This is a genomic window from Actinocorallia aurantiaca, assembly GCF_039533685.1.
Classification (GTDB): Bacteria; Actinomycetota; Actinomycetes; order Streptosporangiales; family Streptosporangiaceae; genus Actinocorallia; species Actinocorallia aurantiaca.
The window spans coordinates 100,714-117,324 of sequence record NZ_BAAATZ010000018.1 but is presented as its reverse complement, the minus strand read 5'-3'; the positions used below and the strand labels follow the sequence as shown (position 1 = coordinate 117,324).

The following is a 16,611-nucleotide window of genomic DNA, read 5'->3' as shown; positions in this document are numbered from 1 at the left end:
GAGGACGGATCAGTCCCTCGCCTCAGCGGTCCGCCGTCAAGGGAGCGGCGAAGTGCCGGCCACGGGCGAGGAGGGCGTCGACGGCCTCGACCGCCCGGGCCAGGCGGGTCTCGGGCGTGCCCTGGACGAGGAGGTGCGGCAGGTTCCGGACCGTCAGTTCCTCGGTGAAACGGGCGTGCATGGCATGGCGGATCTTCTCTCCGTCACGCCAGCCGTCCTGCTCGAACGGGACGTCGCGGACGTCGGTGAGGATCCAGAGGTCGTGGCGGGCGCGGGACGGGACGGGCGGGACGCCGCCCAGGTAGCGCTCGTGCCACAGGGCGGTGGCGAACGCGTCGGTGTCGCAGACCAGGAGCGGCGAGGAGACGCGGGCTGCGGCCTCCTCCCAGGCGAGCTGCCGGTCGGTGATCAGCGCGAACTCCTCCGGCGCCCACTCCAGGTCCTCCAGCCGGGCCTCGGAGTCCCTCTGCCGGACGGCGGCGAGCTTCTCCTCGCAGTACGTGCGCCCGTACTCCGGCACCCAGCGGGTGTCCGCCCAGACACCGCCGCGCGCGGCGAAGGCCCCGGCGAGGTCGCGTGCGAGCGTGGTGGTGCCCGACGACTCCGCCCCCACCACGACGACCCGCTTCACCAGCGCCGCCCGCACGGCCGGGGACAGGAAGCCCCAGTTCCCGGCGGGATCGTCGCGGACGGCGGTGCCGCTGACGGGCACGCGCTCGCGTGCGGGGTCGACGGCGACGGACACCGCGCCGAACCGGCGTGCCAGCTCCGCCCCGTAGGGCTCGGAGCTGAAGACGGCGTCGATGCCCGGCTCGCTGCCCCAGTACTGCCGCAGCCCGTGCCGGAACACCTCGACGTGCCGCGCCCACACCTCGTCCGAGCCGTAGTCGATCTCGACGTCGTCGACGACCGGCGCGAAGTGCACCCGCGCCTGCGGATGGGCCTCCCGCAGCCACGCCGTCCGGTCGGCGAGCGGGATGCTCTCCACACTGGCCGCCGCGACGACGACCGTCACCCGCTCGCACGCCTCGGCCGCCGCGTCGATGAGGTGGTGGTGCCCGGCGTGCGGCGGATAGAACTTCCCGATGACCAGCCCGTGCCCGTACCTCATGCGGCGACCGGTACGCCGGCGCGCCCCGCCAGATCCCGCCACCAGGCCCGCAGCCCCGCGACGCACAACCCGAGAAAGATCACATACAGCGCCCCCGTCAGGTACAGCCCCTTGTAAGCGTAGAGCGGCACGTAGATGAGATCGACGGTTATCCACAGCACCCACGACTCGACGAGCTTCCGGCACTGCCCGTAGGTCGCCGCCAGCGACAGAGCCGTCGTCAGCGCGTCCCAGAACGGCACCGTCGACTCGGTGAAGGACACCAGCACCCAGGTCATCACCCCGGTGGCCGCGACGATCCCCACCGCGACGCCCGCCCACTCCCCGCGGGAGGTCCGCTGCACCAGCCGCTCGGTCCGGTTCTCGCCCCCGTACAGCCACGCCCACCACCCGTACAGCCCGAGCACCACGTAGACGATCTGCAGCGAGGCGTCCGCGTAGAGCCCGCCGTCCAGAAAGATCAGCCCCAGGATCACCACGTTGACGATCCCGACCCCCCAGTTGGCGATGTGCTGCCGCACCACCAGCCACACCGTCAGCACCCCGGTGACGAACCCCAGCACCTCTCCCCAGGACGTCGGCGTCTCCCCCAGCGTGAACGCCGGCTCCAGCAACGGCCCGACCAGATCGTGCAGCATTCGTCCTCCAGAAATCGGAGGAGTGACGATAACAGCCCCAGGGTGTCCGGTCTGCCCCCACTACGCCGCTTTCGCCCTTACTCGGCCAAAGCCCCTCACCCGACAACACAGCGAAGGCGTCGACATCCCTGCCACCTCTGTATTCGGCAGAACCTCGAGTCAGCCCGCCCTGAGATAGTCCTCGAACGCCTCCCGTGCCAGGGCCGAGACGGTCTTCCCCTCCCTCTCAGCCCGTTGCTGCGCCAGTTCGCGCAAGGAGTCCGGCACCCGGAAGGAGACCCGCGGCGAGCTTCCGGCCTCGCCGGTCAGCGAAGGGCGGCCTGCGGTCTTCCGTCTGGCGTCGGCGACGGCTCTCCGCACGTAGTCCTCGTCGATCCTGTTACCGAAGGAGTCCAGGACCTCTTCTGCCTCAAGGTCCACCTCCTCCACCACATACTCGAGGTCTTCCGGCCGGTAGGGCTCGCCGTAGTGCTCTTCGTATGGAACTCCCATCATCTCCTCCTCAAAGCGGTCGGCATGACGTGGATGACCAGAAGCATCTGAGGCAGCAGAAGAGCGATCACCTCAAGCTCGAGCCCACGCTCATCCGCCCCGATCCAGACCCACCGATCATCGAGTTCGCCTTCCGTCGGCGGAACCGCCACCGGCGGCCCCGAGCGCATCACGTGGAGAACATGCGCTTTTCCGATGCGGTGCTTGCGCGCCGATCAAGCGAAGACGAGCTTACGAGCCATGAAACAATTCTGTCCGACAGAATTCTATCCGCGCTGAGGCTCGAACAGACGTCCCATTTATTCGATACCTCCAATTCACCCGGAGACGGGTCCGGCCGGGTCGTCGGTGGACGGGCCCGGCCGGGTGGAGTGCGGGCCTACAGCGGGATGTTGTTGTGGCGGCCTCGGGCAGGGGTTGCTTCGGCGATGGCGCGGGCCAGGGCGGCGCGGGTGGCGGTCGGGGAGATGACCTCGTCGACGACGCCCAGGTCCATGGCGCGCTGCAGGCCGCCGGCGATCTCGGCGTGCTCGTCGGCGAGCTTCTGCTCGAAAGCCGGGCGCTCGGCTTCGGGGACGGCGGCGATCTTCTTGCGGTGCAGGACGCGGACGGCGGCGAGGGCGCCCATGACGGCGATCTCGGCGGTGGGCCAGGCGAAGACCCTGGTGGCGCCCAGGGAGCGGGAGTTCATGGCGAGGTAGGCGCCGCCGTAGGACTTACGGGTCACCAGGGTGACGCGCGGGACCGTGGCCTCGGCGAAGGCGTGCAGGAGCTTGGCGCCGCGGCGCACCACGCCGCCGTGCTCCTGGCCGACGCCCGGCAGGTAGCCGGGGACGTCCACCAGGACGACCAGCGGGACGCCGAAGGCGTCGCACATGCGGACGAAGCGCGAGCACTTCTCGGCGGACGGGCTGTCGAGGCAGCCGCCGAGGCGCAGCGGGTTGTTGGCGATGATGCCGACCGTGCGGCCGCCGAGCCGGCCGAAGGCCGTGACGATGTTCGGGGCCCACTTGGCCTGCAGTTCGATGACCTCGTCGTCGGCGATGCCCTTGACCAGCGGGTGGACGCTGTAGGCGCGGCGCACGTTCTCCGGGAGGATGCCGGAGAGGTCGCGCTCCTCGATCTCGTCGGGGCGGACATGGCCCTGGTGTCCGAGGAGGACGGCGAGCCTGCGCGCCGTCGTGATCGCGGACGTGTCGTCCGGGGTGGTGATGTGCGCGACGCCCGACTTCTTGCCGTGCGCCTCCGCGCCGCCGAGGCCGACCATGTCGATCTCCTCGCCGGTGACGGACCTGACCACGTCCGGGCCGGTCACGAAGATCCGGCCGTTCTCGGAGAGGATGACGATGTCGGTGAGCGCCGGGCCGTAGGCCGCGCCGCCGGCCGCCGGGCCGAGCACCACGGAGATCTGCGGGATGACGCCCGAGGCCCGGGTCTGCTGGGCGAAGATCAGTCCGACGGCGTGCAGCGACTCCACGCCCTCGGCCAGCCGGGCCCCGCCCGAGTGCCACAGTCCGATGATCGGCAGCCGCTCGCGCATCGCCAGGTCGTAGGCGGCGACGATGGCCTGGCAGCCCTCCACGCCCATCGCGCCGCCCATGACCCGCGGGTCGCTGGCGAAGGCGACCACCGGCAGGCCCTCGATCCGTCCCCGGCCGGCGAGTTTGCCGCTCCCCTCACCGCCGAAGAGGGGCCGGAAGCTCCCCTCGTCGAAGAGCGACTCGAGCCGGACCCGCGGGTCGCGCGGATCGGTCTGCGCGGTTTCCGCGGAGACGGCCTTCGCAGAAGCATCAAGGACGGTCACGTGGGCTCCTCAGGCTCTGGGGTCTGTTTCACAGTCACTGAAACAGTCCGGCCGGGCGAAAAATCGACCCGGCCGGGGCTCCCCTACAGTCCTACAGGAGTCCTACACAGAGCAATACCGCCAACACTTACAGTCGTCAAAGTTTTCCGTGACGACCTTCGGACCTGCTCTAAAGCGCCCGCTCGAACGCCAGGGTCACGTTGTGACCGCCGAATCCGAACGAGTTGTTGAGAGCCGCGGCCGGGCCGTCGGGCAGCTTGCGCGGCTCACCGATGACGATGTCGAGGTCGACCTGGTCGTCCAGGTTCTCCAGGTTCGCGACCGCGGGCACCAAGCCCTCCCGCAGCGACAGAATGGTGATCAGCGACTCCAGCGCGCCCGCGCCGCCCAGCAGGTGGCCGGTCATCGACTTGGTCGCGGTGATGCTGATGTTGCGGGCGTGCTCGCCGAGCGCGCCCTTGATGCCGTTGAGCTCCGCGATGTCGCCCTGCGGGGTGGACGTGCCGTGCGCGTTGATGTGGATGATCTGCTCCGGCTTCAGGCCGGCGTCCTTCAGGCAGCGCTGCATGGCCTTGGTCGCGCCGCGGCCGTCCTCGGGCGGCTGCACCATGTCGTGGCCGTCGGCGGAGTAGCCGACGCCGGAGGCGTAGGCGTGGATCCGGGCGCCGCGCGCACGCGCGTGCTCCTCGGACTCCAGGATCAGGACCGCCGAGCCCTCGCCGAGCACGAAGCCGTCGCGCGCCTTGTCGTACGGGCGCGAGGCGAGCTCGGGGGCGTCGTTGCGGGTGGACATGGCGCGCATCGCGCCGAAGGAGGCCATCTGCAGCGGGTGGATGCACGCCTCGGTGCCGCCCGCGATGACCACGTCGGCCCGGCCGTTGCGGATCATGTCCATGCCGTAGCCGATGGCCTCGGCGCTGGAGGAGCAGGCGGAGACGAGCGCGTGGATGCCGGCGGTGGCGTTGAACTCCAGGCCCACGTGTGCGGCCGCGCCGTTGGGCATCAGCATCGGCACGGTGAACGGGGAGACGCGGCGCCAGCCCTTCTCGCGGAAGACGTCGTAGCTGTCGAGGGCGGAGTGCAGGCCGCCGATGCCGGAGGAGATGACGACGCCGAGGCGGTCGGAGTCGATGGTCTCGCCCGGGGTGTCCTTGTGCGCGTAGCCGGCGTGCTTCATCGCCTCGGCCGCGGCGATCAGCGCGAACTGCTGACAGCGGTCCATCCGGCGCATCTGGGGCTTGGTCAGCAGCCCCGTCTCGGCGGGCTCGACCGCGGCCTGCGCGGCGAACTTGACCGGGAGCTCGTCGACGTTGTCCCAGGGCAGCGGACGCATGCCTGATTTACCGGTCAGAAGGGCATCCCACGTCGATGCGACGTCTCCCCCCAACGGGGTGGACGCTCCCAAACCGGTCACGACAATACGAGTCTTGCCCATTGCACTTGCTCCTCTTACCTGGGGGGGTTTCCGTGACGTGCGGGCCTCTGCAGCGGCCCGCACGTCACACAGGCTCGGGTTCCGGATCCCGGAGCCTCGGAATCAGGCTCAGGCCTTGGCGGCCAGGCCCCGGACGTAGTCCACGACGTCCTGAACGGTGCGCAGGTTCTTCAGCTCGTCGTCGGGGATCTCGACGCCGAACTTGTCCTGGGCGGCCACCGCGATCTCGACCATCGACAGGGAGTCGATGTCCAGGTCGTCGATGAAGTTCTTCTCGGGGGTGACGTCGGCGGCCGGGATGCCGACGATCTCCTCGACGATCTCGCCGAGGCCGTCGAGGATCGTCTGGGTGCTGACTTCAGCCATGCTAGGTACTCCTGTATCGGTTTTTCGGATGTTGTGCCCAGACCCTAAGGGATCTGGATGACCTGGGCAGCGTAGGTCAGACCTGCGCCGAACCCGATGATGAGGGCCGGTTCGCCCGAGGGTATGTCGCCGCGCTCGATCATGCGGGACAGTGCCATCGGGATGGAAGCGGCCGACGTGTTCCCGGCATTGACGATGTCCTCGGCGATCACCGCGTTGGGTGCGTTCAGCTTCTTCGCTATGCCGCGGATGATCCGGAGGTTCGCCTGGTGTGGCACGAAGGCGGCGAGTTCCGACGGGGCGACACCGGCCCGTCGGCATGCCTCCAGTGCCACCGGGTGCAGCGCGGTGGTCGCCCACCGGAAGACGGCTTGGCCGTCCTGGTGGAGGAAGGAGTTGCGGTCCTCCACCTTGATCTTGTCGGCGTTCTCGCCGTCGCTCCCCCACACCACCGGGCCGATCTCCGGCACGTCGGCGCCCGTCACCACCGCGGCACCCGCGCCGTCGGCGAAGATGATGCAGGTGGTGCGGTCGGTCCAGTCGATCCAGGGGGAGAACTTCTCGGAGCCGATCACCAGCACGTTCCGCGCCGAGCCGGCCCGGATCGCGTCGCTGGCGGCCGAGAGCGCGTAGGCGAAGCCCGCGCAGGCGGCGTTCACGTCGAACGCGCCCGGGGCCTTGATGCCCAGCCGGAACGCCACCGTCGCCGAGGCGTTCGGCACCTGGGTCTCGGCGGTGCAGGTCGCGACGATCACCAGGTCGATGTCCTCGGGGACCAGCCCGCTGGCGGCCAGGGCCTTGCCCCCCGCGGCGACCGCGAGGTCCTCCATGGACTCGTCGGCCAGGGCCAGGCGCCGTTCGGCGATGCCCACCCGGGAGCGGATCCACTCGTCGTTGGTCTCCACCCCCTGGGCCTGGAGGTCCGCGTTGGTGACGACGTTGTCCGGCTGGTAGTGGCCGAAGGCCATGATGCGGGCGCCGGGGCGTCCGGCCGCGAGCTGGATGCTCATGATGCCAGCTCCCGTGCCTTCTCGAGGTCCTCGGGAGTCTTCAGGGCGAGCAGCTGCACGCCCTTCAGCTCCCGGCGGGCCAGGCCGACGAGGGTGCCGGACGGGGCCAGCTCGATCATCGCGGTGACGCCCAGGCCGGCGAAGGCGCCCATGCACAGGTCCCAGCGGACCGGGGCGCTCACCTGGCCGACGAGCCGGCGCACGAACTCCGCGCCGGAGTCGACGACCGCGCCGTCCTTGTTGGACACCAGCTTGATCTTCGGGTCCCGGGGTTCGACCGACGCGGCCGCGGCGTCGAGCGCGGCGACGGCGGGGGCCATGTGCTCGGTGTGGAAGGCTCCCGCGACGGCCAGGGGCCGCAGCCGGGCCTTGGCCGGAGGCTCCTCGGCGAACTCCGCGAGTTGCTCCAGCGTGCCGGCGGCGACGATCTGGCCCGCGCCGTTGATGTTGGCGGGGGTGAGCCCGTGCTTGTCGATCGCGGCGAGCACGTCGTCGGTGTCGCCGCCCAGGACGGCCGTCATGCCGGTCTCGGTGACCGCGGCGGCCTCCGCCATGCCCCGGCCGCGGACCGCGACCAGGCGCATCGCGTCCTCGGGCGTGAGCACGCCCGCCATCGCGGCGGCGCCGAGCTCGCCGACGCTGTGGCCGGCGACCGCGCCGGGCGTGAGCCCGAGCGCCTCGAACGTCACCAGCGCGGCGGCCACCAGCAGCGGCTGGGCGACGGCGGTGTCCTTGATCTCGTCCGCCTCCGCGGTGGTCCCGTACCGGACCAGGTCCAGGCCGGCGATGTCGGACCAGGCGGTGAGCCGGTCACGCACACCGGGGACCTCGAGCCACGGGGCGAGGAAGCCTGGAGTCTGGGCGCCTTGGCCGGGAGCTGTGATGAGAAGCACGGTCTAACCATGCCGTCCGCACCCCTGTCGGAGTCATGCCGAGAGGGACGAAGTTTGATCGCTCCCCTTTGTAGGACTCTCACAACAGTGACGTGCGCCGCTTCGCCCCGCGCCCCCCGTCCTCATCCCGAATGAGGACGTTCGGCGAACCTTCCCAGCACCAGCGCGATGCGGAGCGTGAACGCCCCCCGGCCGTCCGTGGGCGTCAGGCCGGTCAGCTCCGCCACCCTTCTCAACCGGTAGCGGACCGTGTTGGGGTGGACGTACAGCAGCCGGGCCGTGGCCTCCAGCGAGGAGCCCTGCTCGAGGTAGGTGGTGAGGGTGTCCAGCAGCGGCGCGCCGGCCGCCTGGGTCGGCGCGTAGACCTCGTTCACGAGGTACTCGCGGGCGGCGAGGTCGCCGTCCAGCGCGCGCTCGGGCAGCAGCTCGGACGCGAGGACGGGGCGGGGCGCGTCCGGCCAGCCGACCGCCGAGCGCAGCCCGGCCAGCGCGGCCTTGGCCGACGTGGTGGCGCCGTACAGGTCCGGCGCCTCGGGGCCGACGACCACCGGCCCGTGGCCGAACTTGGAGGACAGCAGGTGGGAGGCGGCCAGCGGGTCCTCGGCCCCGCCGACGATGACGATCAGCCGGTGCCCCTGCACCCCTGACAGCACGTCCACGCGCAGCCGCCGCGCCGACAGCCGGATCTGGTCGGCGATCGACTCCGGGTCCTCCTCGGGAGCGTGCCCGGCCAGCACGTAGACCGGCTTGGTGGTCCAGCCGAGCGCCGCGGCCCAGGAGTGCAGCCCGTCGTCGCCGTCGCCGCGCAGCAGCGAGTCGACGACCAGCGCCTCCAGCCGGGCGTCCCAGGCGCCCCTGGTCTCGGCGGCGCGCGCGTAGACCTGGGCGGCGCTGAAGGCCACCTCGCGGGTGTAGCGCAGGATCGCCTCGCGCAGCTGGGCCTCGCCGCCGGGGGCGGCCAGGTCGTGCAGCCGGGTCTCCACCACCTCGCTGATCACCCGGATCATGTCCACGGTGTGCTGCAGCCGGATGGTGCGCATCATCTCGCGCGGCGCGGTGGCGAAGACCTCGCCGCCGAGCGCGACCCGGGTCTTCTCGCCGTGGCGGAACCAGTCGACGAACGCCGCGATGGAGGTCTGGGCGACCAGGCCGATCCAGGAGCGCTGCTCGGCGGGCATGCGCCGGAACCACGGCAGGCGCTCCTCCATCCGGGTGAGCGCGGCGTTGCCGAAGGTGCTCAGCGCGGTCTCCAGCCGCCGGGTCGTCTGCTCTCGCAGGTCCCGGTCCCTTCCCACGGCGTCGTTGCTCACGGAACAAGAGTGCCATCCCCCGCCCGTTCCCCGAACACCTCCACCGGTGCTCTTCGCCGGTGTCGCGCGCTCAGAGCGCTCCCGCGACCGCCGCATCAGGCCAAGGGAGGGTCAAATCTTTCCCAGCTGCCGTCACAATGGGCATTCGGGCCGTGACACTCCGACATCTTGGGGAGGCGCGTATCAGAAGGGAACGGAATGGAACGGCCGATCTTCGTCGTCGGATGCCCTCGTTCGGGCACCACCCTCCTGCAGCTCATGCTGCACGCCCATCCCAGGATCGCCATACCCCCGGAGACCCGTTTCCTGCTGCCCGCCTACTACCGGCGCGCCGAGTTCGGCGACCTGCGGGTACGGGCCAACCGCCGCGCGCTGGGCGAGTGGATCACCGGTACCCGCGGTCACAAGTTCCCCGACCTGGGCCTGGATCCGGCCGAGACCGTGCGGCGGATCGAGGCGGCCCCGCCCACGCTGGGTTCGGCGCTGGGCACCGTCCTGCAGGAGTACGCGCGCCGCCACGGAAAACCCCGCTGGGGGGACAAGCGGCCCGCCTACATCCAGTACCTGCCCGAGATCTTCCGCCTCTTCCCCGACGCCCAGATCGTGCACCTGATCAGGGACGGCAGGGACTGCGTGGGCTCCCTGAAGGGCATGAAGTGGTGGGAGCACGACAGCCTCCACTCCGTGGTCACCTGGGCCAGCGCCATCGACGCCGGGCACGAGGCGGCGCGGCACTGCCCCGACGGCTCCTACTACGCGCTGCAGTACGAGCACCTGGTCGCCGACCCCGCCCCGCAGCTCTCGGCCCTGTGCGAGTTCCTGGGCGAACGGTACGACCCGGCCATGCTCCACCCCGAGACGGTGGCCTCGGTGAACCCCAAGCGCAAGAAGCACCACGCCAGGACGCACAAGAACGTCGACATGGCGGTGGTGCGGGCCTGGGAGGAGCGGCTGGAGCCGTGGGAGGTCCAGCTGTGCGAGTACGTGCTGGGCGAGCGGCTGCGGGCCTACGGCTACCATCTGTCGGGCCTCGGGCGGCCTCCTGCCGCCGTCCTGGGCCGGTACGCCCGCACCCTGGCCCGGTACAGGCAGGCGGCTCTGCGTCGCGGTTTCAAGGACGGCTGGCACCGGCTGGTGTCCGACGACGACCTGGCCTGCCGGCCGGGCGGCAGCGACCACGGCCTCCTGACCGCCAACTGACCCGGTTCCGCCGAGGACCGACAAGGCCGAAGGGGCCGGTGACCGTCACGGTCACCGGCCCCTTCGCCGTTCGTCGAGGCGGGAGCGTCAGGCGGCTCCGCCGGACTCCTCCGGAGCGTTCGAGCCGGAGACGGCGGCCACGCCCTGGTCGAGGCCGTAGCGGGAGACGGCCTGCTGCAGCACCTCGTGCTTGAGCTCGCCCCGCTTGACCAGGATGGTGAGCACCGCCAGCACGATGGACTGGGTGTCCACGTGGAAGAAGCGGCGGGCCGCGGCGCGGGTGTCGGAGAAGCCGAACCCGTCCGCGCCCAGGGAGGTGTAGTCACCCGGCACCCACGGCGCGATCTGGTCCTGCACCGCGCGCATGAAGTCGCTGACCGCCACGATCGGCCCCTGGACGTCCGCGAGGCGGCGCGTCACGTACGGGACCGTCTGCTCCTTCTCCGGGTTGAGCATGTTGAAGGTGTCGCAGTTCATGGCCTCCCGGCGCAGCTCCGTCCAGGACGTCGCCGACCAGACGTCGGCCGACACGCCCCACTCCTCGGCCAGGATCTGCTGGGCCTCCATCGCCCAGCGGCCCGCGACGCCCGAGGCCAGGATCTGGGCGCGCGGGGCGTCCTCCTCCAGAACCGGGCCGTCCGCGAACTTGTAGAGGCCCTTCAGCAGGCCCTTGACGTCCAGGTCCGCCGGCTCGGCGGGCTGGACGTAGGGCTCGTTGTAGATCGTCAGGTAGTAGAAGATGTTCTCGGACTCGGGCCCGTACATCCGCTTCAGGGCGTCCTTGACGATGTGCGAGAGCTCGAAGGCCCAGGACGCGTCGTAGGCGACGCAGGCCGGGTTGGTCGAGGCCAGCAGCGGGGAGTGGCCGTCGGCGTGCTGGAGGCCCTCTCCGGTGAGGGTGGTGCGGCCCGCGGTGGCGCCGAGCATGAAGCCCCGGCCCATCTGGTCGCCCATCGCCCACATCTGATCGCCGGTCCGCTGGAACCCGAACATCGAGTAGAAGATGTAGATCGGGATCATGTGCTCGCCGTGCGTGGCGTACGCGGTGCCCGCGGCGATCGTGGAGGCCATGGAGCCGGCCTCGGTGATGCCCTCGTGCAGGATCTGGCCCTGCTCGGACTCGTTGTAGCTGAGCATGAGCTTGCGGTCGGCCGACTCGTACGTCTGCCCGTGCGGCGAGTAGATCTTCGCCGTCGGGAACATGGCGTCCATGCCGAAGGTGCGGGCCTCGTCGGGGACGATCGGCACGAAGCGCTGGCCGATCTCCTTGTCCTTCATCAGGTCCTTGAGCAGCCGCACGAAGGCCATGGTGGTGGCGACCTTCTGCTTGCCCGAGCCCCTCTGGAGCTCCTTGTAGACCTCGTCGCCGGGCAGCTTGAGCGCCTTGGCCCGGACGACGCGCTTGGGCAGGAAACCGCCGAGGGCCGCCCTGCGCTCCCGCATGTACTGGATCTCCTCGGAGTCCTCGCCCGGGTGGTAGTAGGGCGGGAGGTCGGCCTCCAGGGCCGAGTCGGGGATCTCCAGGAAGAGCCGGTCGCGGAACTCCTTGAGCTCGTTCTTGGTGAGCTTCTTCATCTGGTGGCTGGACATGCGGGCCTCGAAGTCCGGCCCGAGCGTCCAGCCCTTGATGGTGTGGGCCAGGATCACGGTCGGCTGGCCGGTGTGCTCGCGGGCCGCCTTGAACGCCGCGTACAGCTTGCGGTAGTCGTGGCCGCCGCGCGAGAGCTTGGTGAGGTCGTCGTCGCTGAGGTGCTCGACGATCTTGCGCAGTCGGGGGTCGTCGTCGAAGAAGTGCTGGCGGATGTAGGAGCCCGGCTCGACGGAGAAGGTCTGCATCTGGCCGTCGGGCATGGTGTTCATCTTGTTGACCAGCACGCCGTCGACGTCCTTGGCCAGCAGCGGGTCCCAGTCGCGGCCCCAGATGACCTTGATCACGTTCCAGCCGGCGCCGCGGAAGAACGACTCCAGCTCCTGAATGATCTTGCCGTTGCCCCGTACCGGCCCGTCGAGCCGCTGCAGGTTGCAGTTGATCACGAAGGTGAGGTTGTCGAGCTCCTCGCGCGCGGCCAGGCCGATCGCGCCGAGCGACTCGGGCTCGTCCATCTCGCCGTCACCCAGGAACGCCCACACGTGCGAGCGGGAGGTGTCCTTCATCTCGCGCGACAGCAGGTAGCGGTTGAAACGGGCCTGGTAGATCGAGTCGATGGCGGTCAGGCCCATCGAGACAGTGGGGAACTCCCAGAAGTCCGGCATGAGCCGGGGGTGGGGGTAGGACGACAGGCCGCCGCCGGGGTGGGAGACCTCCTGGCGGAAGCCGTCCAGCTGCCCCTCGGACAGCCGCCCCTCCAGGAAGGCGCGGGCGTAGATGCCGGGGGTGGCGTGGCCCTGGATGAAGACCTGGTCGCCGGACTCGCCGTGGTCCTTGCCGCGGAAGAAGTGGTTGAAGCCGACCTCGTAGAGGGACGCAGCCGAGGCGTAGGTGGCGATGTGGCCGCCGACGCTGAGCTCCGGGCGGTTGGCGCGGGAGACCATGATCGCCGCGTTCCACCGGATGTAGGCGCGGATGCGACGCTCGATGTGCTCGTCGCCGGGGAACCAGGGCTCCATCTCCGGCGGGATCGTGTTGATGTAGTCGGTGCTTCGCAGGCCGGGCACGCCGACCTGCTGCTCACGGGCTCGTTCCAGCAGGCGGAGCATCACGTAGCGGGCCCTGGTACGGCCCTCGGTCTTGATGACCGTGTCCAGTGATTCGAGCCATTCCCGAGTTTCGTCAGGGTTGATGTCCGGGAGCTGACTCGGCAGGCCGTCGCTAATGATCGAGAAGCGTTGGCGTCCGGAAGGCACTGGGGTCCCCTTGTCACGCGCGGGTTTCATCGACTGTTTGTCGATGCTCGTCCTCCATCCTCCTCCCTGGCGAGCGTGCTCGCATCTCTACTGTTGAGTAACAAACCGCAGGTCACGACGGTTTCCAGCCTGCTCAACAACGCCTTCGTGGCACGGTAAATTCCCGCCCCCGGCGATTCAAGGAATCCCACACCCCTCCCGGCGCTGGCCGCGGTGGTCTGGACCTGTGATGATCGTCTCATGAAGAGCACGGTGATTTCCGTCTCCACCGGCCGCGAGGAGGCCGTTCTCGACCTCACCCGGCACTGCGCCGACTTCGTCGAGGGAGAGGGGGACGGGCTGCTGCACGTCTTCGTCCCCCACGCCACCGCCGGGGTCGCGATCATCGAACTCGGCGCGGGCAGCGACCGGGACCTGCTCGGCGCGCTGCGCGACCTGCTCCCCGCCGACGACCGGTGGATCCACGCGCACGGATCACGCGGACACGGGCGCTCCCACGTGCTTCCCGCGCTCGTCCCGCCCTATGCTTCGGTGCCCGTCCTGGGAGGGCGGCTCGCCCTCGGCACCTGGCAGTCGATCGCCCTGGTGGACCTCAACCTCGACAATCCCGACAGGCAGGTGCGGATGTCCTTCCTGCGGGGAACGTGAACACCATGGGGGCCATCCAGGGCCATACGGATGAGGCATGGCACTTGCGCAGGGGCCGTCCTTTGTGTGGACTGTCCCGCAATACCTTGGGGTACGCCGGAAAGACAGTACGGTGCATTCCATGAAGACGACACAGGGAGGACGTCAGTGAGCGCGACCGCGGGTCAGGCGCAGACGGAGCGCGGCCTGGCCGAACGGCTCGGTTTCAAATCCGGCCAGGTGGTGCAGGAGCTCGGCTGGGACGAGGACGTGGCCGAGGAGCTGAGGGTCTCGATCGAGACCGTCACCGGCAACGAGCTGGTCGACGAGGACTACGACGAAGTCGTGGACGTCGTGCTGCTGTGGTGGCGCGAGGACGACGGAGACCTGGTCGACGGCCTGGTCGACGCCCTCACCTCGCTGACCGGCGGCGGGCACATCTGGCTGCTGACCCCTAAGGCCGGCCGCGAGGGGCATGTGGAGCCGAGTGACATCGGCGAGGCCGCTCCGACCGCGGGGCTCTCCCAGACCAGCAGCGTCAGCGCGGCGCCCGAGTGGTCGGGCACCCGCCTGGTCGCACCCAAGGGCCGCAAGTAGCCGCGGGCAGCAGGGCGGCCGAGGCGTTCGGCCGTGCCCTGCCGGGTGGCAGACTGGAGGCGCCCGAGGTTTCCAGTCTCCTCCGAAAGGGAACAAGACATGGCCGTTGAAGTCGGCGACAAAGCCCCTGACTTCGAACTGAAGGACCAGCACGGTACGCCCGTCAAGCTGTCGGACTTCGCGGGCAAGAAGGACGTCGTTCTGGTCTTCTACCCGCTCGCGTTCAGCGGGATCTGCACCGGTGAGCTCTGCGCGATCCGCGACGAGCTCCCCACCCTCGGCGGGGACGACGTCCAGGTCCTGGCGGTCTCCGTCGACTCCGTCTTCGCCCTGCGGGCATGGACGGAGCAGGAGAAGTACCAGTTCCCGCTGCTCTCGGACTTCTGGCCGCACGGCGGCGTCGCCCAGTCCTACGGGGTCTTCGACGCCGAGAAGGGCCTGGCCCGACGGGGCACCTTCATCATCGACAAGGCCGGCGTCGTCCGCTGGAAGGTCGACAACGCCATCCCCGAGGCCCGCGACCTCGAGGCCTACCGCAAGGCTCTCACCGAGCTGTCCTGAGGCAACACCTTCTCCGGCCGGGCCCCGCGGGGCCCGGCCTCTCCTTTTCCGGCGCCCGGACGCGTTCGTCATCTGACGGCCCACGCCTCTTCACCGGGAGATCATCGGACGTTCTCCTCTCCGGGGGAGCCTCGGCCGTCTGATGACCATGAGAAAAGTGCTCACCACGACCCTGGCCGCCCTGCTGCTGGCGGGCGGCTGCTCCTCCCCCGGCCCCGAAGGCGGGAAGGACGTGCTGCGGGTCCTGGCCGGCAGCGAGCTGGCCGACCTCGCCCCGATCCTGAAGGAGGCGCGCGAGGAGACCGGAGTGTCCGTCGAGCTCGACTACGCGGGCACCCTGGACGGCATCGACCAGGTGGCCTCGGGCGAGGGCGCCCGAGACCACGACGCGATCTGGTTCTCCTCCAACCGCTACCTGGAGCTGCATCCGAACGTCGAGATCGGCACCGCCACGCCGGTCATGTCCTCTCCGGTGGTGCTGGGCGTGCGGCCCGAGGCGGCCCGGCGGCTCGGCTGGGACGCCTCACGCCCGTCCTGGAGGCAGATCGCGGAGGCCGCCGCCCGGCGCGAGTTCACCTACGGCATGTCCGACCCGGCCTCGTCCAACTCGGGCTTCTCCGCGCTGGTCGGGGTGGCGATCGCGCTCAACGGAGGCAGCGACCTCGACCCCTCCGGGATCGAGGCGATCTCCGGAGACCTCCGGAGGTTCTTCTCCGCCCAGCTGCTCACCGCCGGCTCCTCCGGCTGGCTGTCGGAGTCCTTCGTCCGCAACGGCGCCGAGGTCGACGGGCTGGTGAACTACGAGTCGGTGCTGAAGTCGCTCAACGCCTCCGGGAAGCTCGCCGAGCCGCTCACGCTCGTCTACCCGTCCGACGGGGTGGCGACCGCCGACTACCCGCTCACCCTGCTGGGCACCGCCTCCCGGGAATCGCGGGAGAAGTACGGCGAACTCACCGCCTACCTTCTGAGACCCGAGGTACAGCAGCGGATCTCCGCGCTCACCCACCGCCGCCCGGTGGCCGCGGACGCCGGCGGCGACGGCCCCTCCGATCTGAGGGAGCTGCCGTTCCCCGGCGCGCTGGAGACGGTCGACCGGCTGGTCGCGGCCTTCTTCGACCGGCTGCGGCGGCCGTCCCGCACGGTCTACGTGCTGGACGTGTCGGGCTCCATGCGCGGCGACCGCCTGGACGACCTGAAGGCCGCGCTGGTCTCCCTGACCGGCGCCGACGAGGGGTTCCGGCGCTTCCACAACCGCGAGGAGGTCACGCTGCTGCCCTTCAGCACCAAACCGCAGCCCGCCCGGCGGTTCACGGTGCCCGACGACGAGCCCCGGCCCGCCCTGCGGCAGATCCGGCAGGTCGCCGAGGGGCTGCGGGCGGGCGGCGGCACCGCGATCTACGACAGCCTCGCCCAGGCCTACGAGGCGACGAAGCGGCAGGTGGCCGACGATCCCGATCGGTTCACCTCGATCGTCCTGATGACCGACGGAGAGAACACCCAGGGGCTGGAGTACTCCGGCTTCGAGGACCGGTACCGGAAAGGGCTGGCCGTCCCCGGCGTGCCGGTCTTCCCCGTCCTGTTCGGCGAGGCCGAGGAGCGGGAGATGAACGACCTCGCCTCGCTCACCGGGGGCCGGGCGTTCGACGCGCGCGAGCAGTCTCTGGAGACGGTCTTCAAGGAGATACGCGGATATCAATAGCCGATGCGACAGAATGTGAGACAG

The 16,611-nt window shown here is 70.1% G+C and carries 15 protein-coding genes; 5 read left to right on the top strand and 10 right to left on the bottom strand.

The window, feature by feature from the left end; all coding sequences use genetic code 11:
• Window positions 1-22: 22 nt before the first annotated feature.
• From ABD327_RS22005 to ABD327_RS21965, 9 genes are all read right to left on the bottom strand, one after another.
• Window positions 23-1,111, bottom strand: a complete 1,089-nt coding sequence (locus tag ABD327_RS22005; RefSeq protein WP_344452478.1) for an AAA family ATPase — start codon at window positions 1,109-1,111, stop codon at window positions 23-25.
• On the bottom strand, window positions 1,108-1,749 hold the full coding sequence (gene pnuC / locus ABD327_RS22000; RefSeq protein ID WP_344452477.1) for a nicotinamide riboside transporter PnuC: 642 nt from the start codon (window positions 1,747-1,749) through the stop codon (window positions 1,108-1,110). Before pnuC ends, ABD327_RS22005 begins: the two co-directional genes overlap by 4 nt.
• 159 nt (window positions 1,750-1,908) lie before the next feature.
• Window positions 1,909-2,241, bottom strand: coding sequence for a ribbon-helix-helix protein, CopG family (locus ABD327_RS21995; RefSeq protein WP_344452475.1), 333 nt, complete (start codon window positions 2,239-2,241; stop codon window positions 1,909-1,911).
• A 379-nt stretch (window positions 2,242-2,620) separates the two neighbouring features.
• Window positions 2,621-4,045 (bottom strand): acyl-CoA carboxylase subunit beta, encoded by a 1,425-nt coding sequence (locus tag ABD327_RS21990; RefSeq protein WP_344452474.1) that lies wholly within the window; start codon window positions 4,043-4,045, stop codon window positions 2,621-2,623.
• A gap of 169 nt (window positions 4,046-4,214) precedes the next feature.
• Window positions 4,215-5,480, bottom strand: coding sequence for a beta-ketoacyl-[acyl-carrier-protein] synthase family protein (locus ABD327_RS21985; RefSeq protein ID WP_344452473.1), 1,266 nt, complete (start codon window positions 5,478-5,480; stop codon window positions 4,215-4,217).
• 108 nt (window positions 5,481-5,588) lie between these two features.
• Entirely contained in the window at window positions 5,589-5,846 is a 258-nt protein-coding gene (locus tag ABD327_RS21980; protein WP_344452472.1) for an acyl carrier protein, read from the bottom strand.
• Between the two features lie 44 nt (window positions 5,847-5,890).
• Complete coding sequence (locus ABD327_RS21975) at window positions 5,891-6,856, bottom strand: beta-ketoacyl-ACP synthase III (protein WP_344452470.1); 966 nt, start codon at window positions 6,854-6,856, stop codon at window positions 5,891-5,893.
• Window positions 6,853-7,749, bottom strand: coding sequence for an ACP S-malonyltransferase (locus ABD327_RS21970; RefSeq protein ID WP_344452469.1), 897 nt, complete (start codon window positions 7,747-7,749; stop codon window positions 6,853-6,855). The genes ABD327_RS21975 and ABD327_RS21970 overlap by 4 nt, the downstream gene beginning before the upstream one ends.
• Before the next feature lie 122 nt (window positions 7,750-7,871).
• Window positions 7,872-9,059: a PucR family transcriptional regulator gene (locus ABD327_RS21965; RefSeq protein ID WP_344452468.1), complete on the bottom strand. Its 1,188-nt coding sequence runs from the start codon at window positions 9,057-9,059 to the stop codon at window positions 7,872-7,874.
• Window positions 9,060-9,257: 198 nt separating this feature from the next.
• Here ABD327_RS21965 and ABD327_RS21960 point away from each other — a divergent pair, with 198 nt between their 5' ends.
• Window positions 9,258-10,259 carry a sulfotransferase family protein gene (locus tag ABD327_RS21960; protein WP_344452467.1) on the top strand — a complete coding sequence of 334 codons (1,002 nt, stop codon included), beginning with the start codon at window positions 9,258-9,260 and terminating at the stop codon, window positions 10,257-10,259.
• A gap of 87 nt (window positions 10,260-10,346) precedes the next feature.
• Here ABD327_RS21960 and aceE read toward each other — a convergent pair whose 3' ends face one another.
• Entirely contained in the window at window positions 10,347-13,103 is a 2,757-nt protein-coding gene (gene aceE, locus ABD327_RS21955) for a pyruvate dehydrogenase (acetyl-transferring), homodimeric type (protein WP_344452466.1), read from the bottom strand.
• Between the two features lie 240 nt (window positions 13,104-13,343).
• Between aceE and ABD327_RS21950 the strand changes: the two genes are divergently transcribed.
• The 4 genes from ABD327_RS21950 (at window position 13,344) to ABD327_RS21935 (ending at window position 16,587) form a co-directional block, all read left to right on the top strand.
• A complete protein-coding gene (locus ABD327_RS21950) occupies window positions 13,344-13,751 on the top strand; it encodes a YjbQ family protein (protein ID WP_344452465.1) in 408 nt (135 codons plus the stop codon).
• 147 nt (window positions 13,752-13,898) lie between these two features.
• Complete coding sequence (locus ABD327_RS21945; RefSeq protein ID WP_344452464.1) at window positions 13,899-14,327, top strand: DUF3052 domain-containing protein; 429 nt, start codon at window positions 13,899-13,901, stop codon at window positions 14,325-14,327.
• Between the two features lie 99 nt (window positions 14,328-14,426).
• Window positions 14,427-14,888 (top strand): peroxiredoxin, encoded by a 462-nt coding sequence (locus ABD327_RS21940; RefSeq protein WP_106401960.1) that lies wholly within the window; start codon window positions 14,427-14,429, stop codon window positions 14,886-14,888.
• Between the two features lie 142 nt (window positions 14,889-15,030).
• The gene (locus ABD327_RS21935; RefSeq protein WP_344452463.1) at window positions 15,031-16,587 is read left to right on the top strand and encodes a substrate-binding domain-containing protein; all 1,557 of its coding nucleotides are present in this window, start codon (window positions 15,031-15,033) and stop codon (window positions 16,585-16,587) included.
• Window positions 16,588-16,611: the final 24 nt, after the last annotated feature.

Coding starts and splice junctions, on each gene's coding strand:
- ABD327_RS22005 (WP_344452478.1), bottom strand. CDS start 1,111: ATGAGGTACGGGCACGGGCTGGTCATCGGGAAGTTCTATCCGCCGCAC.
- pnuC (WP_344452477.1), bottom strand. CDS start 1,749: ATGCTGCACGATCTGGTCGGGCCGTTGCTGGAGCCGGCGTTCACGCTG.
- ABD327_RS21995 (WP_344452475.1), bottom strand. CDS start 2,241: ATGGGAGTTCCATACGAAGAGCACTACGGCGAGCCCTACCGGCCGGAA.
- ABD327_RS21985 (WP_344452473.1), bottom strand. CDS start 5,480: ATGGGCAAGACTCGTATTGTCGTGACCGGTTTGGGAGCGTCCACCCCG.
- ABD327_RS21980 (WP_344452472.1), bottom strand. CDS start 5,846: ATGGCTGAAGTCAGCACCCAGACGATCCTCGACGGCCTCGGCGAGATC.
- ABD327_RS21975 (WP_344452470.1), bottom strand. CDS start 6,856: ATGAGCATCCAGCTCGCGGCCGGACGCCCCGGCGCCCGCATCATGGCC.
- ABD327_RS21960 (WP_344452467.1), top strand. CDS start 9,258: ATGGAACGGCCGATCTTCGTCGTCGGATGCCCTCGTTCGGGCACCACC.
- ABD327_RS21950 (WP_344452465.1), top strand. CDS start 13,344: ATGAAGAGCACGGTGATTTCCGTCTCCACCGGCCGCGAGGAGGCCGTT.
- ABD327_RS21940 (WP_106401960.1), top strand. CDS start 14,427: ATGGCCGTTGAAGTCGGCGACAAAGCCCCTGACTTCGAACTGAAGGAC.
- ABD327_RS21935 (WP_344452463.1), top strand. CDS start 15,031: ATGACCATGAGAAAAGTGCTCACCACGACCCTGGCCGCCCTGCTGCTG.